Here is a 23,109-nt window from a genome sequence, read left to right as displayed (position 1 = left end):
TTGTTTTCGTAGGTGGCTTCCCACCCTAGGAAGTTATGGAACAAGCGAGACGCGTCGTAACAACTGATTACACCGTCGCTGTAGACGAAGGTTTCGTAGTAGCCCTTCTTGACCTTCTTGGTGGTGCCGGCGTCATCGGTAATGGTGTCGCCCTTACTCAAAACATGGAATGTGCCATCACCGCACTTTTCGTAGCCCGGAGGCCTTTTCGCTTGTGCGGCGTTGGGCGCCAGCACTCCGCCCACTATTAAGGCTAGGGCGCCCGCACCGAGGGCCAGCGCCCTCAAGATCTTGTTCATTGATTTCTCCTCATAACTCGGATCAGAGTCCCTCCGTTGCTTGGATCCTAGTCATTTTGTGGTCGTTAGTCCCCGCAGCGCGGTGTGTCTCTCGATGTCCTGGTGAGCGTTAACGCCCGCTACGTGACGAGATTCCCCAATCGAGTACCTGTCTGAGTCATCCCCAACTACCCGGTCGATAAGTGTCCCGCTCTAGACCCGATCGACAGTTGGGGCAATCCAGATCCGGGATCAATCGGATCGGATTCGGATGCCGGTTGGCACGCCGGAACGTGAGGCGGTGGGAGCCGCAGAAGGGAGAGTTGGCAATGCCACAGATAGTGGACCGAGTAGTCAAGGAGGAGGACGGCCTAACAACTGCGGAATATGCAGTTGGCACGGTCGCAGTTGCCGGGCTGGGAGGAATCCTGATCAAACTGCTGACGAGCGACTGGGCGATGGAACTCATCAAACGGGTTATGGAATGGGCCTTCTCATTCCTATTCGCGTAGTCCCGGGGTTCCGGTCCGTGCATTCACGCTGCGACCGCCAGCGTGGCGCACGGGCCGGAGGCCCGAGTCGATGTCGAGGCGGCTGCGGGTTTCTCCGGCGAGACTCCGGGATGGTGACGCTGGAGTTTGCGCTGATGATCCCGGCCCTACTCATCGTCGTCTTGCTGGCGTCGTGGCTGTTGCGCGTAGGTCAGGTGCAGGGTCAGTTGGACGCGGCAACGAGATCTGCCGCGCGCGAGATCGCCAGTGGCACCTCGGTTGCGGAGGCCGCTGAGCTAGCTCAACGGGTGTTGCCGAATGTGCGAGTGGCGGCGAAGCCGCAGGGTGACCTCATCACCGTGACCACCAACTACCACCTGCGAGCCCCAGTTCCCCGACTTGCCGGGTTGGGGGCGCACTTGTCGTCGCAACTAGTAGTGGCCCAAGAACCGGCGGCGTGATGTCTGACCGGGGATCACTATCGCTACTGCTCGTGGGGACTGTATTCGTGATTGGTAGCGCAATCATTGCAGCGGCACTGACAGCCGGTGCTGTGTCACGTGGTCGCGCTGAAGCTGTTGCGGACGCAGTCGCCTTGGCGGCAGCTGGAGCGCTACTGCAGCAGCCAGGTCCCTGCCAAGTGGCTGCTACTGTCGCGAAGCAGAATTCCGCCCGCCTCCTGCACTGCTACCCGCGGGGTGCCACAGTCGAGGTTCAGGTGGCTATATCAACGCCTGCTGCGGTGTCGCGACTCTCGGGTTGGGACAACATCGAGATGGAGTCAGCGGCAGAGCTGCTACCAGCGGAAGCGGCGATCGGATGAGGGCTTGCTACTTCGGTAGTTGTCGTCAGCGTGTCGCTAGACCCGAACTTAGACCCGCAACCGTTTACGGGTTGGCGGGAAAGTCGTGGGTCCGCTGATAGCGTGCCGTGGTGACTCCCAGCCCGGCTCCAACTGGCAACTGGATGTTGGCAGACGCCCGGTGGATCGCGCGTAGTGCCTTGTACGATTCCGATGTTGCTTTTCGAGTCGCAGCCAGGTTGTCGTCACGCTTCACGCTTCCCTCCGAATCGACTGATGTTGTGATCGAAGGTTTCCCCCGTTCGGCCAATACCTACGTTGCCCTCTTGGTGCATGTCCACTTTCCCGAACTGAGGTATTGGAGCCACAGCCACGGATCTGCTGCGGTGGCGGCGGGGCATCGCTTGGGTATCCCAACCGTTCTGTTAGTTCGCGAGCCGGTGGACTGCGTTGCGAGCCTTATGGTTCGGGAGGAACTCTCTGCCGGTGCCGGGCTCTACTGGTACCGGCACTTTTACCGTCGAGCCTGGCGCTACCGTCACGGCCTCCGTCTTTTGCCCTTTCCCACTGCCGTCAACGAGCCCGAAGTCGTGGTATCTGCCTTTGCTGATCTCCTCTGCTGCGAAGCCCGAAGGGTTGATTCCGACAGTCTGGCGAGAGTTCGCGAACTAATAGTTGAGGTGGAGGCGAGATCGACGGGTAAGGTCGACCCCGCCAGGGTCGCAATGCCTCACCCTGAGCGAGAGGCGGACCTAGGCCGAGCGCAGAAACTGGTTACCAATCAACACCCGAAACTGCTGTCAGATTGCCGCACCCTTTGGCGAAAGTGGCAAACCGTCCCGCACCTTATCGATAAAGACTCTAACTATTGACTTGAGTTTCCCCGGAAGCGAATCGTTTGCTGCTTTCACCTCCGGTTGTGCGTAGCACCGTCCACCTCGCGCCCAGAGGTGTCAGGGGCTGGGCCGTAGCAGGCATGTCTAAACCTCCGTGATTTACACAGCCGACTTGGTGGGTCCGGGGAAGAACATATTCGTGGTCTTCTGGTAGTCCGCATAGCCCGGTCGAGCTTGGACCGTGTAGTGCTCACTCGGTACCGCACCGGAGTAGTGCGTCAGAATTCGATACATCAGCACTGGAACTGAGAGCAGCCCCAAGGTCAGCAACGCTGCGCCGACAGCCGGGATACTCGCGGCAAGGGCGGCCGGCAGGCTAGCGACGACGAGGCCCGTCCACACCAGCCACTCGCCAAAGTAATTCGGATGTCGACTGAATCGCCACAGGCCCTCAGCGCAATATTCGGAGCGATTGCCGGAGCGGGCGTTTCGAATCATGAACTGTGCTTTCTGAGTATCGGCCAGCACTTCAATGGAGATTCCGATGATCCAGATCAGCGCGCCCAATGCTAGGAGCGGACCTGCCGCGGCTGAAGTGGTAGCCGTCAGGATCGCCGGTAGCGCCAGTAGCGACATATTCGCCAGCCCTTGACTCGAAACTTCGTAGAGCATGGCGGGCCGCTGCTGCCAACCTCGTTCCTGCCAACGAATCCGCTGGTACTGGTATCGCGGCAGCTCTTTGTTCAGCCAGCCCTTACGCCACCCGATGACTGCCATAGCGGCAAGCCGGCCACCCGCGAGGAGGTAGAGGGTTGCAATGAGGTAGCCAGCCAGATTTCCCGGGGCGGTGAACAGCATCGCCTGCAGCCCGATGGCGACCAGTCCGATCGGCCACGCCAGGTCGACGTAGGACATTCGATCGGTCTTGCTCGCCGGGATGAGTGCCACGGCGACAAAGAGCGTCGCCTGGACAGCGGCATTGGTGAGCGCGAAGGCTCGGAATGGCTCAAACGCACACAACACGACCAGAGTCGCCAGGTACGGCAGAGCGTCAGTCAGGTGGTCACGGAACTGTTTCATGGGATGCTCCTCAGTCTTGCTACGCCATGTCAGCAAGATCACCGCCGCCCACGGTTCGGACCAGAAGCCCAACCCACTGACATCGTTGACCTGCCGTTACATCGTTCAGTTTTCGATATCGCCACTGTCGTTTCAGTCGCCTAGAGCGAAGTGACTGCAGCAGGGCTACCCGCTTTTTCGGGGAGCAAACCTATTTCCCCGCAGGATCTGGTGTGCCGTGGTGCGGCAGGTTGCCGAGCCCAGTGGGTAGGCGACCTGGTGAGTTCAGGGTGCTGTGGGTCGCAGTAGTTGCAGCAGCGCTATCGCTCCGGCCTTGTCGAGGGGCTCATTGCCGTTGCCGCATTTGGGTGATTGCACGCAGCCAGGACAGCCATCGCGACAGGAGCAAGCCGAGACCACGTCGCGGGTTGCCCCCAGCCAGCGGTAGGCCTCCTCGAATCCACGTCGAGCAAATCCGGCACCACCGGGGTGGCCGTCGTAGATGAAGATACTGAGTTGTCCCGTATCAGGATGCCTTTCGGTAGACAGGCCGCCAATGTCCCAGCGGTCACAAGTAGCTAGCGCCGGCAGGATGCCAATCGCTGCGTGCTCTGCCGCGTGAGCAGCACCGGGGATGCGCTGCGGGTCCACGTTCAACAAATCCGGATCGGGTAGCTGCCACCACACCGCCCGAGTACGAAGCTGCTGCCTGGGTAGGTCCAGTGGCTCCGAGCCGAGTATTTCGCCGGTTCCGGCCCGTCGCCGTAGGAACGACACCACCTGACTGCCCACCTCAACGTCGCCAAAGTGCATGGTGCCGGCCCCGGATGGTCGGCTTTCGGCGGTAGCGAGAATCTGCAGGTCGCTGACCGATTGCGCCACTGTTGTGTATCCGGGGTTTTCCCGGTGGGCCACAGCTACACCCTGCTCCAGATCCAAAGATTCAATGAGGTGCACAACTCCCAAGTGCACGTACACCGCACCCGGGTGAACCTGCGCCGGGGCAGCCGCCCGATCCACCGTCCCTAGAACTCGGGCGGTATCCGCTTCAATCACCGTGACCGAGGCGCCGGAACTGCGTAGGTCGGCGAGATCGCTGGCTCGTGACCGATCCACCCAGAACCACCGCTCCCCCCGTTGGCGAATGAGTCGCTTACCGGCTAGTGCCAGCAGCGCATCAGCGGCGGCGGGGCCAAACACGGCTTCGGCCTCGGCAGAAGTCATTGGCTGTTCGGCGACCGCTGCCGCGAGATGCGGGATGAGCACGTAGGGGTTCGCTGGATCAAAAACCGCTGCTTCTACCCCGTCGGCGAGAATCTGCTTGGGGTGTCGGGCATAGAACTGATCCAGTGGATCTTGCTGTGCCGCGAGAACTGCCACGGCTGCCTTCCCCTCGCGACCTGCTCGCCCAACTTGTTGCAGGAATGAGGATCTTCTGCCAGGCCAGCCACACAGTGCTACCGCGTCGAGCCCTGAGATATCGACACCCAGTTCCAATGCACTAGTGGTGGCCACGCACCGAAGTCGACCGTCGCGCAGTCGGGATTCGATCTCGCGTCGCTCCTCAGGCAGCAGTCCACCGCGGTAGGGAGCCACCGCTGCCGCATCCTCCGGCGCAGGTAGCCGATCAGCCACCGCGGTCGCCATCGACTCCGCGCCAGCGCGGGAGCGGATGAAGCCGAGCGAACTGACCCCGGCACTTGTCCAGGCCGCTAGCGTCTCGGCCACGGCGCCAAAGGCGCCACCCTCCTCGGGTGATGGATCGGCGATCAAGACGGTAGTGGCTCCGCGGGCGGAGGTGTCATCAGTAATCGCTGTCACTGGTTGGCCGATAAGTGTGGCGGCGCTTTCTTGCGGCTGGGCCAAGGTAGCGCTGGTAACAATAAAAGTAGGTTCGGCACCGGCAGCCTTCGCCAGGCGATGCAATCGACGCATGATGGCAGCCATATGGGATCCAAAAACGCCCCGATAGGTGTGCCCCTCGTCCAGAATCACATAGCGCAGCCGCCGTAAGAACGACGTCCAACGCTGATGATCGGGAAGGATGCTGCGGTGCAGCATGTCAGGGTTAGTCAGCAGGTAGTTTCCCTTGCGTCGTATCCAGGGGCGCACATCCTTGGGGGTGTCACCGTCGTAGCAGGCGGCAGTGACTCCGGGCAGGTCAAGATTCAGCAGGCGAGCTAGCTGATCCTGGGCCAGCGCCTTGGTCGGGGCGCAATACAGGGCAGTCCCGCGCCCGTTGTTCACAGCAGTGAGCACTGGTAGCCAGTACGCCAGCGATTTTCCACTCGCCGTTCCAGTCGCTATGACCACGTTGCGTCCGGCATGAGCAAGGTCGGCCGCCGCAATCTGATGTTGCCAGGGCTGCTTGATCCCACGATGCTGCAATGCGGTTACCAGCGTTGGATCCACCCAGTCGGGCCAGTTTGCAGTTGCACCACGATTGGCCGGAATCTCCACCGCGCTCAGTGCACCGCCGACGGCCTGATCTGCGGCGGCGATGAGCTCAGCAGCCGACACTGCCGCTGAGTTATTCCGAACTGACGGAGTTGTCAGTCGTTCGCCACTCATTCCCTGCTACCTGCCCTATTCGCGAGTGATCGCTGCCGGTTCCTATGCCGATCTCTTTTTTCCGACAACCAACTGGTTGTGCATATGACAGCATTCTCGGCTAGCTGTGCCATGTCGGCGGCCCGAGCTGGGCTCGAAGCTCGGCCAAGCCCCAGCGGCGCCAGGGACTGGGCGATGATTCGGACGTTGCCCTGTGGTTCCTGGGAGCCTGACGTTTGCTCCCGGGGCATCTTGGCCTGCCTCGGCAGCATTTGCCACAAGATCTCGGGCAGGATCGGCCCGGAGCCCTGCGGTTCGGGATATCGTGGCACCTGACTGCGGGGAAGTGGTGACGGGTAACCCCCGTGCCGAGCCGCCGTCGCACAAATGCATACGTACAAGATGATGAAGTAAATCCATTACGGACCAGAGTGTCAGTGAGGTCCGACACCCAACGGCCACAGGAGGCGACGTGGATCTGGGAATCACGACGAGACAGTCAGGATCAACAACGGTTGTCTCGGTGACCGGGGAACTCGATGTGCACACCGCCACCGATCTGGAACTTGCTCTGGGCGAGATGATCTCTAATGGCCAGCACGACGTGGTGGTGGACCTTCGCGGCTTGGGGTTTCTGGATTCGACGGGGCTCAGCGTTCTGGTGAAGGCTCTTAAATGGGCGAAGGAAGCCGGCGGTGGGCTGCGAGTTGTCGCCGCCGATGACAAGATCAGCAAGGTGTTCACCATCACCGGGCTCGACCAGGCAATGTCGCTCAGTCCAACGCTGCCCGACGGAGTAGCTGACTGATGTCGCAGGCAATGCTGCGAGTCCCAGCCGCCGCTGATCAGGCACGCACCGCGCGGCTGGTGGCTAGTACCGCAGCTCGTCGAGCCGGAATGGCGGACGATCAACTAGACGATGTGCGACTGGCCGTAGGTGAGGCGGTGGCGCTTTCGGTGCATCGCGCGGAACAGGCGGATCTTGCTGGTGAGATCACAGTCGTCATGACCGATAGCGCCGACCGATTTTCGGTGTCAGTGGCGGATGATCTGACCGGTGCCGCAGTGGCGGACCAAGACGAGATGGGCTTGTCACTTCAGCTCATTCAAGCCCTCGCACCTGACAGCGAAATCGCTCAGGATGGTTCCGGAATTCAGACCGTCCGATTGAGTTGGCCATTAATCAACTAGTTGACGATCAGGAGCCCCGTAACCACACAGCAGCAGTCGTCTGGGCTGCAACGGGACCCGTGGTAGGGGCACTCGGATTCGTCCCGTAAACTTTGCGCCGGATCGCCTTTCTACCCATGGGGTGGGTGTAGATCGAGGTCAACATGGGGATCCATCGCACAATCACCAGGCGCGGTCTCGTCACCGGGCAGCGCATCGAAAGAGGAGTTGAATTCCGTGCAAAACCTTGCCGCTCTCGGCGTGGTCGAGCTTTCCGGAACCAGTATCGCCATCATCTCTGCTGTCGCGGTTGTTGCCGCGCTGGCTCTGGGTGTAGCGGGGCTATTGGTTCGGGAGGTGCTGGCCGCGGACGAAGGCACACCCAATATGAAGAGCATTGCTGGAGCAGTGCAGGAAGGCGCTTCTGCCTTCCTCAGCCGCCAGTTCAAGACCCTGGCTATCTTCGCCGTGGTGGTCTTCTTCGTACTATTCCTGCTCCCGGCAGAGACTGACTCGGAGAAGATCGGACGAAGCATCTTCTTCCTCGTTGGTGCCGTTTTCTCCGGCTTAACCGGATACATGGGAATGTGGCTCGCTGTGCGCGGCAACGTTCGCGTCGCCGCTGCTGCCCGTGAGGAGAACGAGCAAGGCGCCATGCGCATTGCCTTCCGCACCGGTGGTGTTGCTGGCATGTTCACTGTTGGACTGGGTCTGCTCGGCGCCGCCATCGTGGTGCTGGTCTACCAGAGCGAAGCGCCCAAGGTTCTTGAGGGCTTCGGCTTCGGCGCTGCGCTACTCGCCATGTTCATGCGAGTGGGTGGCGGTATCTTCACCAAGGCTGCTGATGTCGGTGCGGACCTGGTCGGCAAGGTCGAGCAAGGCATCCCCGAGGATGATCCGCGTAACGCGGCCACCATCGCTGACAACGTCGGTGACAACGTCGGCGACTGCGCCGGTATGGCTGCTGACCTGTTCGAGTCCTACGCGGTGACCTTGGTCGCCGCACTCATCTTGGGTAAGGCCGCTTTCGGTGAACTCGGTTTGGTTTACCCGCTGGTTGTTCCGGCCATCGGTGTGATTACCGCGGTGATTGGTATCTTCGCGGTTTCGCCGCGAGCCAGTGATCGCTCCGGCATGCAAGCCATCAACCGCGGCTTCTTTATCTCCGCGATTGTGTCGGCCGTGCTCGTGGTGGCCGCCACCTTCTGGTTGCTGCCAGAGCGGCTCACTGAGATCAAGGGCCTAGTGACCGAGAACCTGGGTCTGCTGTCGGTGGAAACCTTTAACCCACGTGTGCTTGCTATCGCCGCTGTGCTGATCGGTATCGTGCTGGCCGCTGCGATTCAGCAGTTGACCGCCTACTTCACCGAGACTGACCGTCGCCCGGTTGACGATGTCGCCAAGACCTCGCTCACTGGCCCGGCAACGGTCATCCTGTCCGGTATTTCCCTTGGTCTGGAGTCAGCGGTCTACACCGCACTGCTCATCTCGGGTGCGGTCTACGGAGCCTTCCTGCTTGGTGGTGGCTCAGTTCTGCTGTCGCTGTTCGCGATCGCGCTGGCCGGTACGGGTCTATTAACGACCGTTGGCGTCATCGTTTCGATGGACACCTTCGGTCCGGTATCCGACAACGCGCAGGGCATCGCTGAGATGTCCGGTGACGTTGAGGGTGAGGGTGCTGCCATCCTGACCAGCCTGGACGCCGTTGGTAACTCGACCAAAGCCATCACCAAGGGCATTGCCATCGCCACTGCGGTACTTGCAGCTACGGCGTTGTTTGGCGCCTTCCGGGATGCGGTGCTGGGGGCAACCCAGGAGATCTTCGCGTCGGCGGCTGATGTGGCCGCCAGCGTTGGCGAGCAAGATGCCATTCAGTACCTGGGTGTACTCAACATCGCCAATCCCTCCAACCTGGTCGGCCTCATCATTGGTGCTTCCGTAGTGTTCCTCTTCTCCGGTCTAGCCATCAACGCGGTCTCCCGCGCGGCTGGCGCGGTGATCTTCGAGGTTCGTCGCCAGTTCCGCGATGACCCGGGGATCATGGAAGGCACCTCGAAGCCGGAATATGCCAAGGTCGTCGATATTGTGACCCGCGATTCGCTGCGTGAGTTGATCACTCCAGGGCTGCTGGCTGTGCTTACTCCGATTGCTGTTGGTTTCGGTCTAGGCGTGGGTGCCCTCGGTGCCTACCTGGCCGGCACCATCGCCACCGGTACCTTGATGGCGGTCTTCCTGTCCAACTCGGGTGGCGCTTGGGACAACTCCAAGAAGTACGTCGAGGACGGTCACTTCGGTGGCAAGGGCTCTGAGGCCCACGAGGCCACTGTTATTGGTGACACCGTTGGTGATCCGTTCAAGGACACCGCTGGCCCAGCGATCAACCCGCTGATCAAGGTGATGAACCTGGTCGCGCTGCTGGTTGCTCCTGCGGTCGTGTCGCTGACCTTGGAAGGTAACGATGTGCTGCGCTGGTCGATCGCCGGCGTTGCTGTTGCCATCGTGGTTGTCGCCGTGGTCATCAGCAAGTCTCGTCCCATCGCCGTGAGCGATGCTGACGAGGACAACAACGACAACGACGTCGTGGATGTCAGCAAGAGCTGACAACGGTGACGTTGTCGGCGTCAGTTTGAGCTGACGTCAACGAGCCTCGGCCCCCGGAATCCGTGCGATTTCGGGGGCCGACTCATGCGTCAATAGTCTGGTCGTGGCACCATGCTGGCGGGATACCACTGCTGTGAAAGCGGTGGTAGACCTTGACAATAGGGGTGGTTCAGGCCGCAGACTGCGGACCACGGCCAGTACCTTCCGGAAGGCAGCAGCAGTGACAACACCAGGCACCGATTCCGGTGTGCGCCGTTTGGTGATCGTGGAGTCGCCGGCGAAAGCACGGACTATCCAGAACTATTTGGGCCGCGGCTACACCGTGAAATCTTCCGTTGGTCACATTCGAGATTTGCCGCAGCGGGCTGCTGACGTGCCGGCGAAGTACAAGGGCACTGACTGGGCCAAGACTGGCGTTGATATCGAGAACGAGTTCGCACCACTCTACGTAGTGAGTAGCGACAAGAAGGACCGAGTCCGTGAGCTCAAACAAGCCATGGCTGAGGTCGACGAACTTCTGCTTGCGACTGATGAAGACCGCGAAGGCGAAGCGATCGCTTGGCATCTCATCGAGGTACTGAAGCCCAAAATTCCGTATCGCCGCATGGTCTTCAACGAGATCACTGAGGAAGCGATCCAAGCCGCGGCCGCGGATACTCGAGAACTTAACACCAACTTGGTTGATGCCCAGGAGACCCGGCGGATCGTTGATCGACTCTATGGCTATGAAGTCTCGCCAGTGCTGTGGCGTCGGGTGGCCCCCGGGCTATCCGCTGGCCGAGTGCAGTCCGTGGCGCTGCGGCTCGTCGTGCAGCGAGAACGAGAGCGGATCGCTTTCGTAGCGGCTGAGTACGCCGATATCAAAGGTGAGTTCCTGCCCGGTTCGTTTGCCGCTCGGCTGTACTCAGTCGATGGGCAGCGTATTGCCAGCGGTAAGGATTTCGATGACAACGGCCAGCTGACCAACAAGAAGGTGCTGGTGCTCGATGCCGCCGCCAGCGAACAGTTGGTGGCCGACTTGGCTGGACGCGACTTTGCGATTTCCGCGGTTGACCAGCGGCCAGGAACTCGCCGTCCCGGTGCCCCCTTTATGACTTCCACGTTGCAGCAAGAGGGAGGTCGTCGGCTGCGATGGACCGCCAAGCGAGTCATGGATGTGGCGCAACGGCTCTACGAGGGTGGCTATATCACCTATATGCGCACCGACTCCACCTCGCTGTCCTCCCAAGCTCTCTCGGCAGCTCGTAGGCAGGCCAAACAGTTGTACGGCGCTGACAGCGTGCCGGACAAGCCCCGCACCTACGACCGCAAGGTGAAGAACGCTCAGGAAGCACACGAGGCGATTAGGCCCTCGGGCGATAACTTCCGCACTCCTGGCGAGGTCTCTGGTTCAGTCAGTCGGGATGAGTTCGCGCTGTATGAACTAATCTGGCAGCGCACGGTCGCTTCGCAGATGGTGGACGCCAAGATTGCGACCACTACGGTCAAACTGGCGGTTGAAAGTGCGGATGGGCGTGCCATTGAGTTCTCGGCATCTGGAACGGTGATCGTCTCTCCTGGTTTCTTGGCCGCCTACGCCGATCCTGACGGTGACGATGACCGCAAGAAGTCCAACAAGCTACCAATGCTGCAAACCGGGGATCAGGTGAATCCGGCCAGTTTGGCCGCGGAAGTCCATCGCACCTCTCCACCTGCTCGCTACACCGAAGCATCGTTGATCAAAGCACTCGAGGAGATGGGCATTGGTCGGCCATCGACGTTTGCGTCCATCATCAGCACGATCATTGATCGGGAGTATGTGGCGAAGCGCGGTACCGCGCTTGTGCCCTCTTTCCTAGGCATGACCGTGATCCGGCTGTTGGAGAACCACTTTGCCGATCTTGTGGACTACAACTTCACCGCTCGGATGGAAGAGGCGCTGGACGCAGTCGCCAACGGTGACGATTCCCGGCTGGCAGCGCTGGAGCGGTTCTATCGGGGTGATGCCGGTATTGGCTTTGATGGGTTGCGGCCGCTCATCGACAAGGTGGGAGATATTGATGCCCGCGCGCTGTCCACGTTTGCGATCGATGGCAGTGACGCGGTGCTGCGAGTGGGCAAATATGGACCCTACCTGCAGCGGGACGAGGACGATCGGGCCAATATTCCCGAAGGGATGGCGCCAGATGAACTCACCGCTGCAGCAGTCGAGGAGATCTACGCCCAACCCCGTGGTGACCGGGAACTTGGCAATCACCCGGACACCGGACTGCTAGTCGTCGCCAAGTCCGGCCGCTTCGGCCCATACGTCACCGAAGTGCTACCTGAGGACGCCGGTAAGCAGAAGCCGCGCACCGCTTCCTTGTTCAAGGACATGGCCTTGGACACGGTCACCTTGGATCAAGCGGTGCAGTTGCTCACTTTGCCGCGGGAGATCGGATTCGATCCCGCTGATACTGAGCAGGCGGAACCGATCATCGCTCGCAACGGTCGTTACGGCCCCTACATTTCCAAAGGTAAAGAGAGCCGGTCGCTCACCGAGGAATCACAACTTTTCACGCTGACCCTGGAAGAGGCGTTGCGGATACTGGCGGAGCCGCCGCGGCGCCGCGGTCAACGCGCGAGTTCTCCCGGACGCGATCTCGGCACCGATCCGGTGTCGGGAAACAAAGTGGTGGTCAAGGAGGGCCGTTTCGGTCCGTACGTGACCGATGGCGAATACAACGCGACCATTCCTAAGGACGAAAATCCCGAGGAGATCACCATCGAGCGGGCCTCGGACCTGTTGCAGGTTCGACGAGCCAAGGGACCAGCCAAAAAGCGGTCACGCAAGAAGAGTGCGGCTAAGAAATCGAGCGCGAAGAAGAGTGCGGCTAAGAAATCGAGCGCGAAGAAGACCACGGCTAAGAAAGCCACAGCGAAGAAAACTTCCGCAAGTAAATAGTGACCACTCTGTGCTGGCGCTCGAGTCGCCTGCAAGGATAGGGGGTCCGTGACATGAGGAGAGCCATGAAGGTTGCCGACGACATCACTGCCCTGGTCGGTGGGACGCCGCTAGTACGACTAAGGGGAATTTCGGAAAGTTCCGGTGCCCAGGTGCTGGGCAAACTCGAGTTCTTTAACCCAGCCAACAGTGTGAAGGATCGCATCGGCGTCGCCATGATCGATGCAGCAGAAGACGCTGGTTTGCTGCAACCCGGTGGGACCGTGGTCGAACCCACTTCCGGTAACACCGGAATCGCCCTAGCAATGGTCTGCGCCGCGCGGGGCTATCGGCTTGTGATCACCATGCCCGAAACCATGAGCAAAGAACGTCGGGCACTACTGCGCGCCTATGGCGCGGAGTTGATTCTCACTCCCGGCCCTGAGGGAATGGGTGGCGCGATTGGCAAGGCCGAGGAGTTGCTGAAGGAGAACCAGGACTGGTTCATGCCGCAACAGTTCGCGAATCAAGCGAATCCAGCGATCCACCGCAACACCACCGCAGAAGAGATCTGGCGGGACACCGACGGCGAGATTGATGTGTTGATTTCTGGCGTGGGTACTGGCGGCACCATCACCGGAGTTGGTGAAGTGCTCCGAGAGCGCAAGCCGGACGCCCAGATCGTTGCAGTGGAGCCCGAGGCTTCGCCGATCTTGTCCGGTGGCGCCAAAGGCCCACACCCGATCCAGGGCATCGGTGCCGGTTTCGTTCCGGACATTCTCGACACCGAGGTCTTTGACGAGGTCATCAAAGCCCCGGCCGAAGACTCCATGGTGATGGCCCGCCGGATGGCCCGCACGGAAGGGCTCCTGATCGGTATCTCGTCTGGCGCCGCGGTATGGGCCGCGAGCCAGGTAGCAGCCCGACCAGAGATGGCTGGCAAGACTATCGTCGTGATTATCCCGTCCTTCGGTGAGCGGTATTTGTCCACGGCGCTCTTCGCTGATCTGCTGGACTAATGGGTAAGTTCGGGGAGAACGTCCGCACCGTTCAGGAGCGGGACCCTGCCGCTCGCAACAAGTTCGAGATCGTTCTTGCCTACCCGGGTTTGCACGCCCTGTGGGGGCATCGGTTGGCTAACTGGTTATGGCGGCATCGCCTAAGAACTATGGCCCGCCTTTGGGCACACTTTGTCAGGTTTCTCACCGGTGTTGAGATTCATCCGGGCGCGACCTTGGGCCGCCGCGTCTTTATTGACCACGGTATGGGCGTCGTTATCGGGGAGACTGCAATCGTCGAGGACGACTGCAGCATCTATCAGGGCGCGACTCTGGGCGGAACTAGTCTTAACAAGGGCAAGCGGCATCCCACGCTGTGCGCAAATGTGGTGGTGGGCGCGGGCGCGAAGGTATTGGGACCGGTGACCGTGAGTGAAAATGCCCGGATCGGAGCCAATGCCGTAGTGCTGCACGATATTCCGGCGGGAACAGTAGTGGTTGGCGTCCCGGGCCAGGTGGTCACCCGGACCAGTCCCGCCACTCCGCCCGTTAGTGAGCGAGAAAACGACGTCCCCGACGCGGTGGGATCTACCTTGGTGTCACTGCTGCGTCGAGTGGAGTCGTTGGAACGTTCAACGAGTGGCGAAGTGGCGTCTGGCCCGCATGCGCCAGAAGACGGCATCTGGCGCGGTGAGGATTTCGCGGATCAAGACTTCGTGATCTAATCGCAGCAGCATTGCCATCGGTCGCGCGTCGAGATCATCGAGGCTGGCCGAATGACCGTGGCTGCTAGAAGTCCCAGCCGTCCTCGCAGATGACATTCTCGGCTGGTGGAGTGCCAGTCAGTAGGAACTCATTCACTGCCCGGTCAACGCAGGCGGAGCCATTTTGGTAGGCGGTATGACCATCTGCATCGACAACGACTAATCGGGAGTCAGCCAGGTCAGCGGCCAGTTGCTCCGCCCATGGCAGCGGGGTGGCGGGGTCGTGACTGGTGGAGACCACCAGAATGGTCCCGGCCCCCACCGCCTCAGCTTTACCTGGGGATTCCACTGAGGGCACTGGCCAGTCGAGGCACACCAACTCGGACCACGCCAGGGCCGGGCCGAAGGTGGGAGCGGTCTCAGCCCACTCTTCTGCGCGCTTGGCTACCTCAGCCGTTGTCGCCTCACTACCGTCATCGAGACAGGTGATCGCCACGAAAGCGTCGTAGCTGTTGCCGTTGTTCTTGTAGTTACCAGCGGAATCCCGCTCGATGCGCTCATCCAGCATGGTGACCAACGGACGCCCATTGCCGGCGAACGCTTCGGCCAGCCCACGATTCAGTCGATCCCAATCCCCGGCAAAGGGGAAATACAAGTAGTAGAGCACTGCTTGCATCGCTAGTCCGCCGGTGAGTTCGCGGTCGTCGACGGGAAGCGGTTCGTTATTCAGTTGGTCGAAGAGCTGTTGGATCTCCTGTACCCCGCCATCGACATCGGTAGCGGTCAGCGGGCAGTTGCTGCCTGCTAAACACCATTCGACGTAACGGCGCAGGGAATCTTCAAAGCCCTCCGCTTGGCCCTGAGAGATTTCTTCACTGGGCAAATCAGGAGGCAGGATTCCGTCCAAAACCATCCGCCCGGTGCTCAGCGGAAAGGTGTTGGCGTACATGGCGCCGAGTTTGGACCCGTAGGACTTGCCCAGGTAGTCCAATTTGGGATCCCCCAAGGCAGCCCGCAGGATGTCCATATCGTTGACCACGGAGGCTGAGTCCACGTGGGCCAACAGGTCTGCGGAGTTTTTCTCGCAGCCCTTGGCGATCAGTTGAGTGTCGGCCTGGTACTCAGCAATTTCTTCGTCCGTCTGTGGATCCGTGTCGGCGGCCAATACTTGATCGGTTTGTTCATCGGTCAGACAGTCAATCGGTTCGCTCTTGCCGACACCACGGGGATCAAAGCCAACGAAATCGTATTTGCGAAGCACTGCTGGTGAGACCGTGGAGCTGGCATAGGGAACAAACTCCACACCGCTGCCGCCAGGACCTCCCGGGTTGAAGACCAATGAGCCCCGACGCTCGCCGCTGGCTGGCAGTCGGGATACCGCGATGGTGATGTCGCCCGCAGTAACGTCGTCGTAGTCGAGTGGTACTCGCAGATCAGCGCATTGCGCCCCACCTGCGCACTCGTCCCACTGCAGTTCTTGGTCGTAGTACTCGGCGAGGGCTAGGTCACGAGGCTCGGCACTGCTTCCATCGAAACTCGGTTCCGGAGCGGAGGCTGAGGTGCAGCCGACGAGCAGGGCGGTGCTCAGTCCGGCTATCACGGCGAGAACTGGCTTGCTCATCTAGTACTCCACATCGCTGCCACGGTCGTCGCGCCCAACGCACAGCGGTCCGTACTTCTCAGACTCTACGGATTCCGGTGTGGTTCCCGGCACCCGCCCCGGTGCGGCTCGCTATTGAACGTTTTCAGTTCTACCGTGGGGGGATGGGTCGGCAGAAGGACTCCTCGCGAAAGATGGCTTCCCGAATCGGCGAGGGGTTGGCTGAGTTCACCGCGACGGCCGCGGCTTTTCGAGCTGGATGGCAACGCGGCGGGCAGCCACGCGACCAGCATGACCGCATGACGCTGGATTATGAAAAGCAGCAACAGCAGTATCACCATGCGCAAAGTCGATACCGTTCTCGACTCTCACGGCTACGCAGTCGGGTCAGGTACATGTCGGTTGTGGCCGGTGCAGGTGCTGCGGCGGCCATCGCGGACTTTGTGGTGGCTGGACCGGAAGCGTTGTTCTTCGTAGGAGCACCAGTGGCGGTGGTGGGAGCCGTTTCGGCCCGTAGTGCCAAGCGGCAACTCGAGACACTGCAACCTCCGCAGCCATTGCTGGCCCCGCCGCCCCCGCCGCGTCCGTTGCCGGAAGGGGTTATCGGTGCAGCGGAATCGGCTCATCTGCACCGAGTGAGACTGCAGCTAGCTTCGCTAGTCCCCACCATCGCTGACCTACATCAGGACGCCGCTCTGGAGTTGCGTCGAGCGGACTGGGAGGCTGCTCCGGCTATGGCGGCATTGGTGCAGCGGCTGGAGTTACTGCATCGAGTCAACATCGAGATGGCGGGAACACCGGCGCAAGAAACTGCACTGGCGAGTGCGGAACAAATTCGGCGTAGGTTGCAGGCGGGTGTCGGACGATACGAGGAATTGCTCAACGCAGCGCTGCAGATGCTGAGCGCCCCGGACCCCAGTACGGCACCCAGCACCGCCCTGGAGAACGCGGTCTTCGAACTCGCCGCCTACACCGAGGGTCTGCGCGCCGTGGAGTTGGCTGAAGGAGTCGCTGACCCGGGATCGGCTAGCTCGTAGCGGGACCTGAACTAGGTCGCACCGGATGCAACAATTGCACCATCACGGCTTCGCACACCAGTAGCGGTGGAACGTTGCTAGCGAGTTGATCGCGGGCGGCTGCCAACGCATCAATTCGCAACATGGTGTTGGTGAGATCATCTCCTTGTGCCAGTTGGTCGATGACCGTGGCCATGTCGACATTGACCGGTTCGACGCTGGCGCCGAGTTGTTGCATGAGCACGTCGCGGTAGAAACTCATCAGATCCAGAAAATAGCGATCTAGTTCGTCGCGTACCGATCGGGACGAGCGTTGTTGCTGCGTTTTGGCTAGATCAGCCATCGCTCGTTTCGCTATCGATCGAATTTTCGCGTCTTTGACGCCAGTGGCCCCGGCGCCATGCACCTCGAGCAGTTCTGCGTTTTCTGCTTCGTCGAGTTGTTGCGTCCGAGACTTCGCATCTGACTCAGCGGTACGTTTCAGATCAGCAGCTGCCTGGAAAGCGTCGGTGATGGCGGAGAGTCGCCGAGGTATCCGCAGGATTTCAGCTCGCCGATTTCGAGTGGCTTCGTCGGTTGCTAGTGCCCGCGCTCTGCCAACATGGCCCTGGGCAGCATGTGCGGCAAATGAGGCCATAGCTGGATCGACCCCCTCCGACTCCAGCAAACGTGCGACGTCGGCTGCTGCTGGAACCCGGAGCGCGATGTGGCGAGTGCGCGATCGAATGGTGGGCAGCAGATCTTCGGTGCTCGGGGCGCACAGCAGCCACACCGTTCCGGCCACCGGTTCCTCGATTGCCTTGAGCAGCGTGTTGGCAGCGGCCTCCGTCATCCGGTCGGCATCTTCAATGATGAAAATCCGCCAGCCACCCGACACCGGTGCTCCGTAGGACTTGGTTACCAGCGCTTTCGTCTGATCCTTACCCAGGCTGAGCGTGGTCGAGCGCACCACGTCGAGATCCGGATGGTTGTCGCCGACAATCGCTAGACACGCGGCGCAGTTGCCGCAGCCACCGGTCGGGCAGATCAGCCCGGCGGCCAGTGCAACTGCTGCGGTTGTTCGTCCCGAGCCGGGAGGTCCGGTGATCAACCAAGCGTGGGTCATGGCATGAGCGGGTCCCTGGCCGTGGGCAGCTGCCGCCGCTTGCCGAAGCTCCGCGGCGGCTGCTGGCTGACCGATCACGCGGTCCCACACGCTGGCTGAGGTCATGCCGTCACTCCTCGATTGGTGAGTGCCTGCCAGATGCTGCTGTGGACCTGCGCCGCGGAATCGTCGGCCGAAACAACTAGGTAGCGATCTGGTTCAGCGGCGGCGAGATCGAGAAAGGCCTGTCGCACGCAGCGATGAAAAGCAAGTGGCTCAGCTTCCAACCGGTTGGCATCCTCGGCTCTTTTCAAACCGATTAAGGGGTCGACGTCCAGCACGATGGTGAGCGCTGGCGTCAGGTCATCGGTGGCCCACATGCTCAAGTCGCGGATCGTTTGTGCCCCTAGGCCCCGAGCCACGCCTTGATAGGCAACTGATGAGTCGATGTAGCGGTCAGAGATCACCACGTCTCCTGCTGCTAGTGCCGGCCTGATCGTGTGTTCGGCGTGATCAGCTCGAGCTGCGGCAAAGAGCAGCGCTTCGGTGCGGGCATCGAGGTCGGCAGACCCCGCGCCGAGAATGAGGTTGCGGATGCTTTCGGCTCGCTTGGAGCCGCCTGGTTCTCGAGTGATGGTTGCGGTGTGGCCAAGCCGCTCCATGGCGGCAGCGAGCAGTCGGGTTTGCGTGGATTTGCCACTGCCCTCACCGCCTTCAAAAACCAGAAAGACTCCGCGGCGGGAGTTCATTGCGGAGCCGGCCATGGCTGCAGCCTAGGCCGAGGTGTGTGGGCGAGTGACCGAGGGTGGCCGGTACATGGTGATATTCGCCACCTTCCAGCGATCAGTAGCGTCCGATTCGCGCGGTTTGGGGGGTTTCCACACCCTCAGGTCTCGCCCAGTTTCTCAAGCAGGCCCCCAGAGGTGCCGATATCAGTTTAGGTTGAAAGCAATGACGAGTTTCTGGCGCGCTGGCCGCGCTCTTCCCCTAGCTCTGTCAGCCGCTACAGCGGCGATGGGGCTTCTCGTCGTACCCGCAATCTCGGGACCGGCCGCTGCTTCAGATTCTCCGGATGAGCTGCGGTCCAGCCTGATGCAAACGGACCTCACTGAGATTCAGGCCGCGCGCGAGGCGGCACGGGATAAGTATCGCGATGCCAAGGCCAAAGCGCGTGAGATGGAAGCTGAGGTTGAGCGCAACGAGGAAGCGGCAACGGCTGCCCGGTTGACCGTCGGTCAATATGCCCGCGCCGTGTACATGAACGGCCCGACCGACCTCAGTGTCATTGCTTCGATGATCGACACCGATGATCCGGGGGCGTCAGCCCGCGTTGCTGACGAGGCCCTTCGGGTGGGCGACCGTAAAGATTTGCAGTATGACCAAGCGGTAGCGTTGTTGGCCCGCAACCAGGAGATGAAAGTCGCCGCAGAATCTGCAGAAAAGGCTGCTGCTGCCACCCTTGAGTCGCTGGATACTCAACTGGCTGGGTTGCGTCAGGAGATGGCGGATGGCGTGGCAGCTTGGGCCAAGTTCCTGGCTGGGGAGGGTTCGCTGTACTCGGCCGAACAAGCCAAACTTAATGGTGAGGCGGCGGCCGAGTGGTCTCGCTACCTGTCGCGGCTTGCTAACTGGCGAGTACCAGCGGTCACCGGGAAAGACATCAAGCAAGACCAGTTGCCAGCCGGGGTGGTGCAACGCGCCAACGACCCAGGGATTGGCTACTGGAGCCGTGGGGACAAGAAGTCAGTCCTGCTGCCGGAACAGGTTGTTGCTAGCGTCACCTATGCGGTGTCACGCATGGGTACTGGCTACAAGTGGCGCACCAATACCGAAAAAGAAATGGATTGCGCTGCACTTGTTGACCGGTCCTGGAACATCCCTGCGACTCCGAAAGCTAACCGCACCGACGAGCGGCCGCTGCCTGCCGGGGGTGTCCGCGGAGTCGCCGAGCGCACCCGGCTACTGCCCAGCAGCAAGTTGAACGTGGGTGATTGGGTATTCCTGCAAAACAACAAGCGGGGTGTCAATCACGTGGGCATCGTGGTCCGCGACGACCTGATGATTGCTGCGGATGCCGGGACTGGCGGTGTAAACGCAGTCAGGATTCCCCACAATCGAGTATGGAAAGTGGGACGCCCGGTCCTCGACAGTCCACGCAAAGCCAACAGCGTCCCGAAGCCGGACAAGCGGCCTTTCCAATGTGGTGCTGACCCGCGCGGCTTCGTGAAACTCCCCGACGGCAAGGTGCTCAACAACCCGGACAGTTGTCCTCCCAGTGCCATCTTCGGTGAAGGAAATATGCAGCCAGCAGCGGTCCGGGGTGGTCGTTGTGCTGCCGCCACTTGGCCGCAACTAGCCAGTATCGGTGGTTGGCGACAATCGGATCCCTATCCGGATCATCCTTCTGGCCGGGCCATCGACTTAATGCTGCCGGAGGGCTGTTCTACCGAGAAGAAGAACGCTGGTCTCGGTGATGTGATCGCTACCTTCTTCATGCAGAACTCAGGCAAGTTTGAGGTGCAGTACATTATTTGGAACCAGCGAATCTGGGTGGCTGGTAGTCCCGTTGTCCCACCGAATCAATGGCGAGGTATGTCGAACCGCGGTGGTTGCACGGCTAACCATGTTGACCATATCCATGTCTCATTCCTAGGCCCCAATGTGAATCCCGACCCAGCACCAGCGCCGGAGGAGACTACCGACGAAGCGGGGCAGGACAAGCCCGCGGACAAGCCGAGCAAGAGCACGGGTGACTCGTCGGCGAAGCCGGATTCTAAAGACAAGCAACCTGCCGGTGACAAACCTGCTAAGCCCAGCCCAACGCCGCTAGACGAGAGTGTCGTCGGCTAAGTCCACCGCAGTGAGTCCTTATGGTTGTGCGCCAGTGGATTGGCCGGAGTCCGGTCGGGATGGACGAACGTAGTTGCACGCAACTCGCCGCCCGATATGAACTGAGCCCGGCCAACCTTTGGGGTTGACCGGGCTCAGTTAGTACTAGCGCGACTGCTGCTTAGGCGCAGCCCCAGGGCTGCCAGCCACGCGACTTCCAGAGTTTCCAGGCAATGTGGTCCTGCGCGAACTTAGGCGCTTTATGAGCATGGGACTCGAAGCGGCCACCGCCACTGCCCAGCCAGGTGCCGTAGGCAAACTGCCAAGCGCCGTAGTAGCCGTTACCGGTATTGATCTTGTAACGACCGTTCGACTCGCACCAGCGAACCGCCTTGGCCTTAGGAGACTTAGCCCACTTGCGGGATTGCTTGATCTGCCGCAAGTCCGAGTTCTTCAATTTGTATTTCTTCACATAGCTGGGCCGGACCTTTGCTTTCTTGCTCTTTTTGCTCGCAGTAGCAGCGGCCGCAGCAGTGGTCTGCTCGGCCCCAGTAGCGCTGGGTGCGGCAGGTGCAGCCGTTGCGGTGGCAACCGCAGGACCCACCAGCAGGGCGGACGCGGCCGTCAGGGCAGCAGCGGACAGGGCAGTTGTGCTTCGCACAGATATTCCTTCGTTGTAGGTCCCCTCGCGCCGTAAGGCCCGCCTCGCGGACATTTCGGTACTAGCAACGGGGCTTACCAGGTGGTTATCCACCACACCTGTTCTTCCCGAGGTTGCGGGAGTCACACGTCAATCGACAATGAGCCAGGTCACATGTTGATCATGAGAAAGTGTGATCTGCGCCACTTTCAGAGCCAGCGAAGTGAAGAGCCGGTAGCGGAGCGCGTTCGGGTCATTGTGGCGCCGGACTATCGCTTGAACTTTGGTCCAGTCGGTGTACTGATGGAGGTAATGCTGCTCCGGCGTGCGCACTGCAACGGCATACGATCTCTGCTGTCTGGACTGAAGCGGCACGTGGAGTCGGCACGCACAAAGCCCACGGAGATTCGCTGGGCTCACTCCTGCCGAGGCGGGAACCGGCTTTCTGAGAGACACTATGGGCGTGATCCGTCTTGTTGCTGCCTTGCTCTCCTTGCCGCTGTTAGCGGCGTGCAGCACGACCGTGTCTGAACCGTTGGTGTCCCCCGATCCCGGTGAGCCGGTGCCTGAAGTTGTGGGGAATGCTGCCACCGACCTCGCGGCCCCCTGGGGAATGGCGCTGTTACCTGATGGCGATTTGCTGGTCACTCACCGAGACACTGCCACCATCTCGGTGATTGATACCGGCGGACAGCCCCGCAAGGTGGCAGATGTTGAGGGAGTCGTACCCGGTGGTGAAGGCGGTCTGTTGGGAATCGCGATTTCTCCGGAAGCCACTCAAGGTCGGGCATCCGTCTACGTCTACTACACGGCTGCGGATGACAACCGCATCGCGAAGTTGGACTGGGACGGTGAGCAACTAGCTGGACAACAGGTGGTCTTCACCGGTATCCCCAAAGCGCCGATCCACAACGGTGGGCGCATCGACTTTGGCCCCGATGGATTCCTCTACGTCGGTACGGGCGACGCGGGTCAAGCAGAACTCGCGCAAGATCCGCAAAGTTTGGCTGGCAAGATTCTGCGGATAACCAGCGACGGCGAACCGGCCGAGGGTAACCCAGGTCCGACATCGCCGGTGTATTCCTCAGGGCACCGCAACGTGCAGGGGCTGGCCTGGGATGAGGATGGCAGGCTGTGGGCCAGTGAGTTTGGCCAGAACGATGTCGATGAACTCAATCAGATCCAACCAGGCTCGAACTATGGCTGGCCAGAGTGCGAGGGGCGTTGTGACAATGACAAGTACGCTCAACCTGCCGCTCAATGGTCTCCGACTTCGATCGCCAGTCCCTCCGGGATGGCCATCGCCGATGGATCGGCCTGGATCGCTTCCCTGCGCGGGGAACGACTGTGGCAAGTCTCGCTCGCTGGGGACAGTGCCGGGGACCCCGTTGACTGGTTCGCTGGCGAATACGGGCGGTTGCGGGACGTCGTCGTCACCGAAAGTGGCAGTTTGTTGGTGGCCACGAACAACACCGACGGGCGCGGATCCCCGCAGCCTAAGGACGACCGGCTGCTTCGGGTGGAACTACCGGGCTAGCTGCTTTCGTAG

At 60.9% G+C, this 23,109-nt stretch carries 19 protein-coding genes; 12 read left to right on the top strand and 7 right to left on the bottom strand.

Going from position 1 to position 23,109, the window contains the following annotated elements; translation table 11 throughout:
* Positions 1-299, bottom strand: a 299-nt coding sequence (locus K0U62_02970) for a hypothetical protein (GenBank protein ID MCH9800482.1), incomplete at its 3' end; no start/stop codon positions are given.
* A gap of 308 nt (positions 300-607) precedes the next feature.
* Here K0U62_02970 and K0U62_02965 point away from each other — a divergent pair.
* From K0U62_02965 to K0U62_02955, 3 genes are all read left to right on the top strand, one after another.
* Positions 608-790, top strand: a complete 183-nt coding sequence (locus K0U62_02965) for a DUF4244 domain-containing protein (protein MCH9800481.1) — start codon at positions 608-610, stop codon at positions 788-790.
* Between the two features lie 113 nt (positions 791-903).
* Positions 904-1,230 carry a pilus assembly protein gene (locus K0U62_02960; protein MCH9800480.1) on the top strand — a complete coding sequence of 109 codons (327 nt, stop codon included), beginning with the start codon at positions 904-906 and terminating at the stop codon, positions 1,228-1,230.
* Positions 1,230-1,592, top strand: coding sequence for a hypothetical protein (locus K0U62_02955; protein MCH9800479.1), 363 nt, complete (start codon positions 1,230-1,232; stop codon positions 1,590-1,592). The genes K0U62_02960 and K0U62_02955 overlap by 1 nt, the downstream gene beginning before the upstream one ends.
* A 974-nt stretch (positions 1,593-2,566) precedes the next feature.
* Here K0U62_02955 and K0U62_02950 read toward each other — a convergent pair.
* The gene (locus tag K0U62_02950) at positions 2,567-3,487 is read right to left on the bottom strand and encodes a DUF1295 domain-containing protein (protein ID MCH9800478.1); all 921 of its coding nucleotides are present in this window, start codon (positions 3,485-3,487) and stop codon (positions 2,567-2,569) included.
* A 264-nt stretch (positions 3,488-3,751) separates the two neighbouring features.
* On the bottom strand, positions 3,752-6,037 hold the full coding sequence (locus K0U62_02945; protein MCH9800477.1) for a DEAD/DEAH box helicase: 2,286 nt from the start codon (positions 6,035-6,037) through the stop codon (positions 3,752-3,754).
* Between the two features lie 451 nt (positions 6,038-6,488).
* On the opposite strand from K0U62_02945, the gene K0U62_02940 reads away from it, so the two are divergent.
* The 6 genes from K0U62_02940 (at position 6,489) to cysE (ending at position 14,412) form a co-directional block, all read left to right on the top strand.
* Positions 6,489-6,824 carry an STAS domain-containing protein gene (locus K0U62_02940; protein ID MCH9800476.1) on the top strand — a complete coding sequence of 112 codons (336 nt, stop codon included), beginning with the start codon at positions 6,489-6,491 and terminating at the stop codon, positions 6,822-6,824.
* Positions 6,824-7,207: an ATP-binding protein gene (locus K0U62_02935; GenBank protein ID MCH9800475.1), complete on the top strand. Its 384-nt coding sequence runs from the start codon at positions 6,824-6,826 to the stop codon at positions 7,205-7,207. The genes K0U62_02940 and K0U62_02935 overlap by 1 nt, the downstream gene beginning before the upstream one ends.
* A 207-nt stretch (positions 7,208-7,414) precedes the next feature.
* Positions 7,415-9,787 (top strand): sodium-translocating pyrophosphatase, encoded by a 2,373-nt coding sequence (locus K0U62_02930; protein MCH9800474.1) that lies wholly within the window; start codon positions 7,415-7,417, stop codon positions 9,785-9,787.
* A gap of 220 nt (positions 9,788-10,007) precedes the next feature.
* Entirely contained in the window at positions 10,008-12,710 is a 2,703-nt protein-coding gene (topA, locus tag K0U62_02925; GenBank protein ID MCH9800473.1) for a type I DNA topoisomerase, read from the top strand.
* 65 nt (positions 12,711-12,775) lie between these two features.
* Positions 12,776-13,708 (top strand): cysteine synthase A, encoded by a 933-nt coding sequence (gene cysK / locus K0U62_02920; GenBank protein ID MCH9800472.1) that lies wholly within the window; start codon positions 12,776-12,778, stop codon positions 13,706-13,708.
* The gene (cysE, locus tag K0U62_02915) at positions 13,708-14,412 is read left to right on the top strand and encodes a serine O-acetyltransferase (GenBank protein ID MCH9800471.1); all 705 of its coding nucleotides are present in this window, start codon (positions 13,708-13,710) and stop codon (positions 14,410-14,412) included. The genes cysK and cysE overlap by 1 nt, the downstream gene beginning before the upstream one ends.
* A gap of 64 nt (positions 14,413-14,476) precedes the next feature.
* Here the strand turns inward: cysE and K0U62_02910 are convergent, their stop codons facing one another.
* Entirely contained in the window at positions 14,477-16,012 is a 1,536-nt protein-coding gene (locus K0U62_02910; protein ID MCH9800470.1) for an alpha/beta hydrolase, read from the bottom strand.
* Between the two features lie 143 nt (positions 16,013-16,155).
* On the opposite strand from K0U62_02910, the gene K0U62_02905 reads away from it, so the two are divergent.
* A complete protein-coding gene (locus K0U62_02905; GenBank protein MCH9800469.1) occupies positions 16,156-17,028 on the top strand; it encodes a hypothetical protein in 873 nt (290 codons plus the stop codon).
* Here the strand turns inward: K0U62_02905 and K0U62_02900 are convergent.
* Together K0U62_02900 and tmk are read right to left on the bottom strand one after the other, a co-directional pair.
* Complete coding sequence (locus K0U62_02900) at positions 17,018-18,217, bottom strand: DNA polymerase III subunit delta' (protein MCH9800468.1); 1,200 nt, start codon at positions 18,215-18,217, stop codon at positions 17,018-17,020. The two genes, K0U62_02905 and K0U62_02900, sit on opposite strands and share 11 nt — an antisense overlap.
* Positions 18,214-18,840: a dTMP kinase gene (gene tmk / locus K0U62_02895; protein ID MCH9800467.1), complete on the bottom strand. Its 627-nt coding sequence runs from the start codon at positions 18,838-18,840 to the stop codon at positions 18,214-18,216. Before tmk ends, K0U62_02900 begins: the two co-directional genes overlap by 4 nt.
* A gap of 202 nt (positions 18,841-19,042) precedes the next feature.
* On the opposite strand from tmk, the gene K0U62_02890 reads away from it, so the two are divergent.
* The gene (locus K0U62_02890) at positions 19,043-20,941 is read left to right on the top strand and encodes a C40 family peptidase (GenBank protein ID MCH9800466.1); all 1,899 of its coding nucleotides are present in this window, start codon (positions 19,043-19,045) and stop codon (positions 20,939-20,941) included.
* A gap of 160 nt (positions 20,942-21,101) precedes the next feature.
* Here the strand turns inward: K0U62_02890 and K0U62_02885 are convergent, their stop codons facing one another.
* Positions 21,102-21,581, bottom strand: a complete 480-nt coding sequence (locus tag K0U62_02885; GenBank protein MCH9800465.1) for a transglycosylase family protein — start codon at positions 21,579-21,581, stop codon at positions 21,102-21,104.
* 436 nt (positions 21,582-22,017) lie between these two features.
* Between K0U62_02885 and K0U62_02880 the strand changes: the two genes are divergently transcribed.
* The gene (locus K0U62_02880; protein MCH9800464.1) at positions 22,018-23,097 is read left to right on the top strand and encodes a PQQ-dependent sugar dehydrogenase; all 1,080 of its coding nucleotides are present in this window, start codon (positions 22,018-22,020) and stop codon (positions 23,095-23,097) included.
* The last annotated feature ends 12 nt before the right edge of the window (positions 23,098-23,109 follow it).

It is taken from the genome of Actinomycetes bacterium, assembly GCA_022599915.1.
Taxonomy (GTDB): domain Bacteria; phylum Actinomycetota; class Actinomycetes; order S36-B12.
The sequence above is the reverse complement of the archived record's forward strand: the minus strand, read 5'-3'. Positions and strand labels throughout refer to the sequence as shown.

What these genes read in the sequence shown, in the direction of transcription:
- tmk (MCH9800467.1), bottom strand. Translation starts at nt 18,840, where the DNA reads ATGAACTCCCGCCGCGGAGTCTTTCTGGTTTTTGAAGGCGGTGAGGGC.
- K0U62_02950 (MCH9800478.1), bottom strand. Translation starts at nt 3,487, where the DNA reads ATGAAACAGTTCCGTGACCACCTGACTGACGCTCTGCCGTACCTGGCG.
- K0U62_02955 (MCH9800479.1), top strand. Translation starts at nt 1,230, where the DNA reads ATGTCTGACCGGGGATCACTATCGCTACTGCTCGTGGGGACTGTATTC.
- cysK (MCH9800472.1), top strand. Translation starts at nt 12,776, where the DNA reads ATGAAGGTTGCCGACGACATCACTGCCCTGGTCGGTGGGACGCCGCTA.
- K0U62_02910 (MCH9800470.1), bottom strand. Translation starts at nt 16,012, where the DNA reads ATGAGCAAGCCAGTTCTCGCCGTGATAGCCGGACTGAGCACCGCCCTG.
- K0U62_02900 (MCH9800468.1), bottom strand. Translation starts at nt 18,217, where the DNA reads ATGACCTCAGCCAGCGTGTGGGACCGCGTGATCGGTCAGCCAGCAGCC.
- K0U62_02890 (MCH9800466.1), top strand. Translation starts at nt 19,043, where the DNA reads ATGACGAGTTTCTGGCGCGCTGGCCGCGCTCTTCCCCTAGCTCTGTCA.
- K0U62_02880 (MCH9800464.1), top strand. Translation starts at nt 22,018, where the DNA reads ATGGGCGTGATCCGTCTTGTTGCTGCCTTGCTCTCCTTGCCGCTGTTA.
- cysE (MCH9800471.1), top strand. Translation starts at nt 13,708, where the DNA reads ATGGGTAAGTTCGGGGAGAACGTCCGCACCGTTCAGGAGCGGGACCCT.
- K0U62_02935 (MCH9800475.1), top strand. Translation starts at nt 6,824, where the DNA reads ATGTCGCAGGCAATGCTGCGAGTCCCAGCCGCCGCTGATCAGGCACGC.
- K0U62_02945 (MCH9800477.1), bottom strand. Translation starts at nt 6,037, where the DNA reads ATGAGTGGCGAACGACTGACAACTCCGTCAGTTCGGAATAACTCAGCG.
- K0U62_02965 (MCH9800481.1), top strand. Translation starts at nt 608, where the DNA reads ATGCCACAGATAGTGGACCGAGTAGTCAAGGAGGAGGACGGCCTAACA.
- K0U62_02905 (MCH9800469.1), top strand. Translation starts at nt 16,156, where the DNA reads ATGGGTCGGCAGAAGGACTCCTCGCGAAAGATGGCTTCCCGAATCGGC.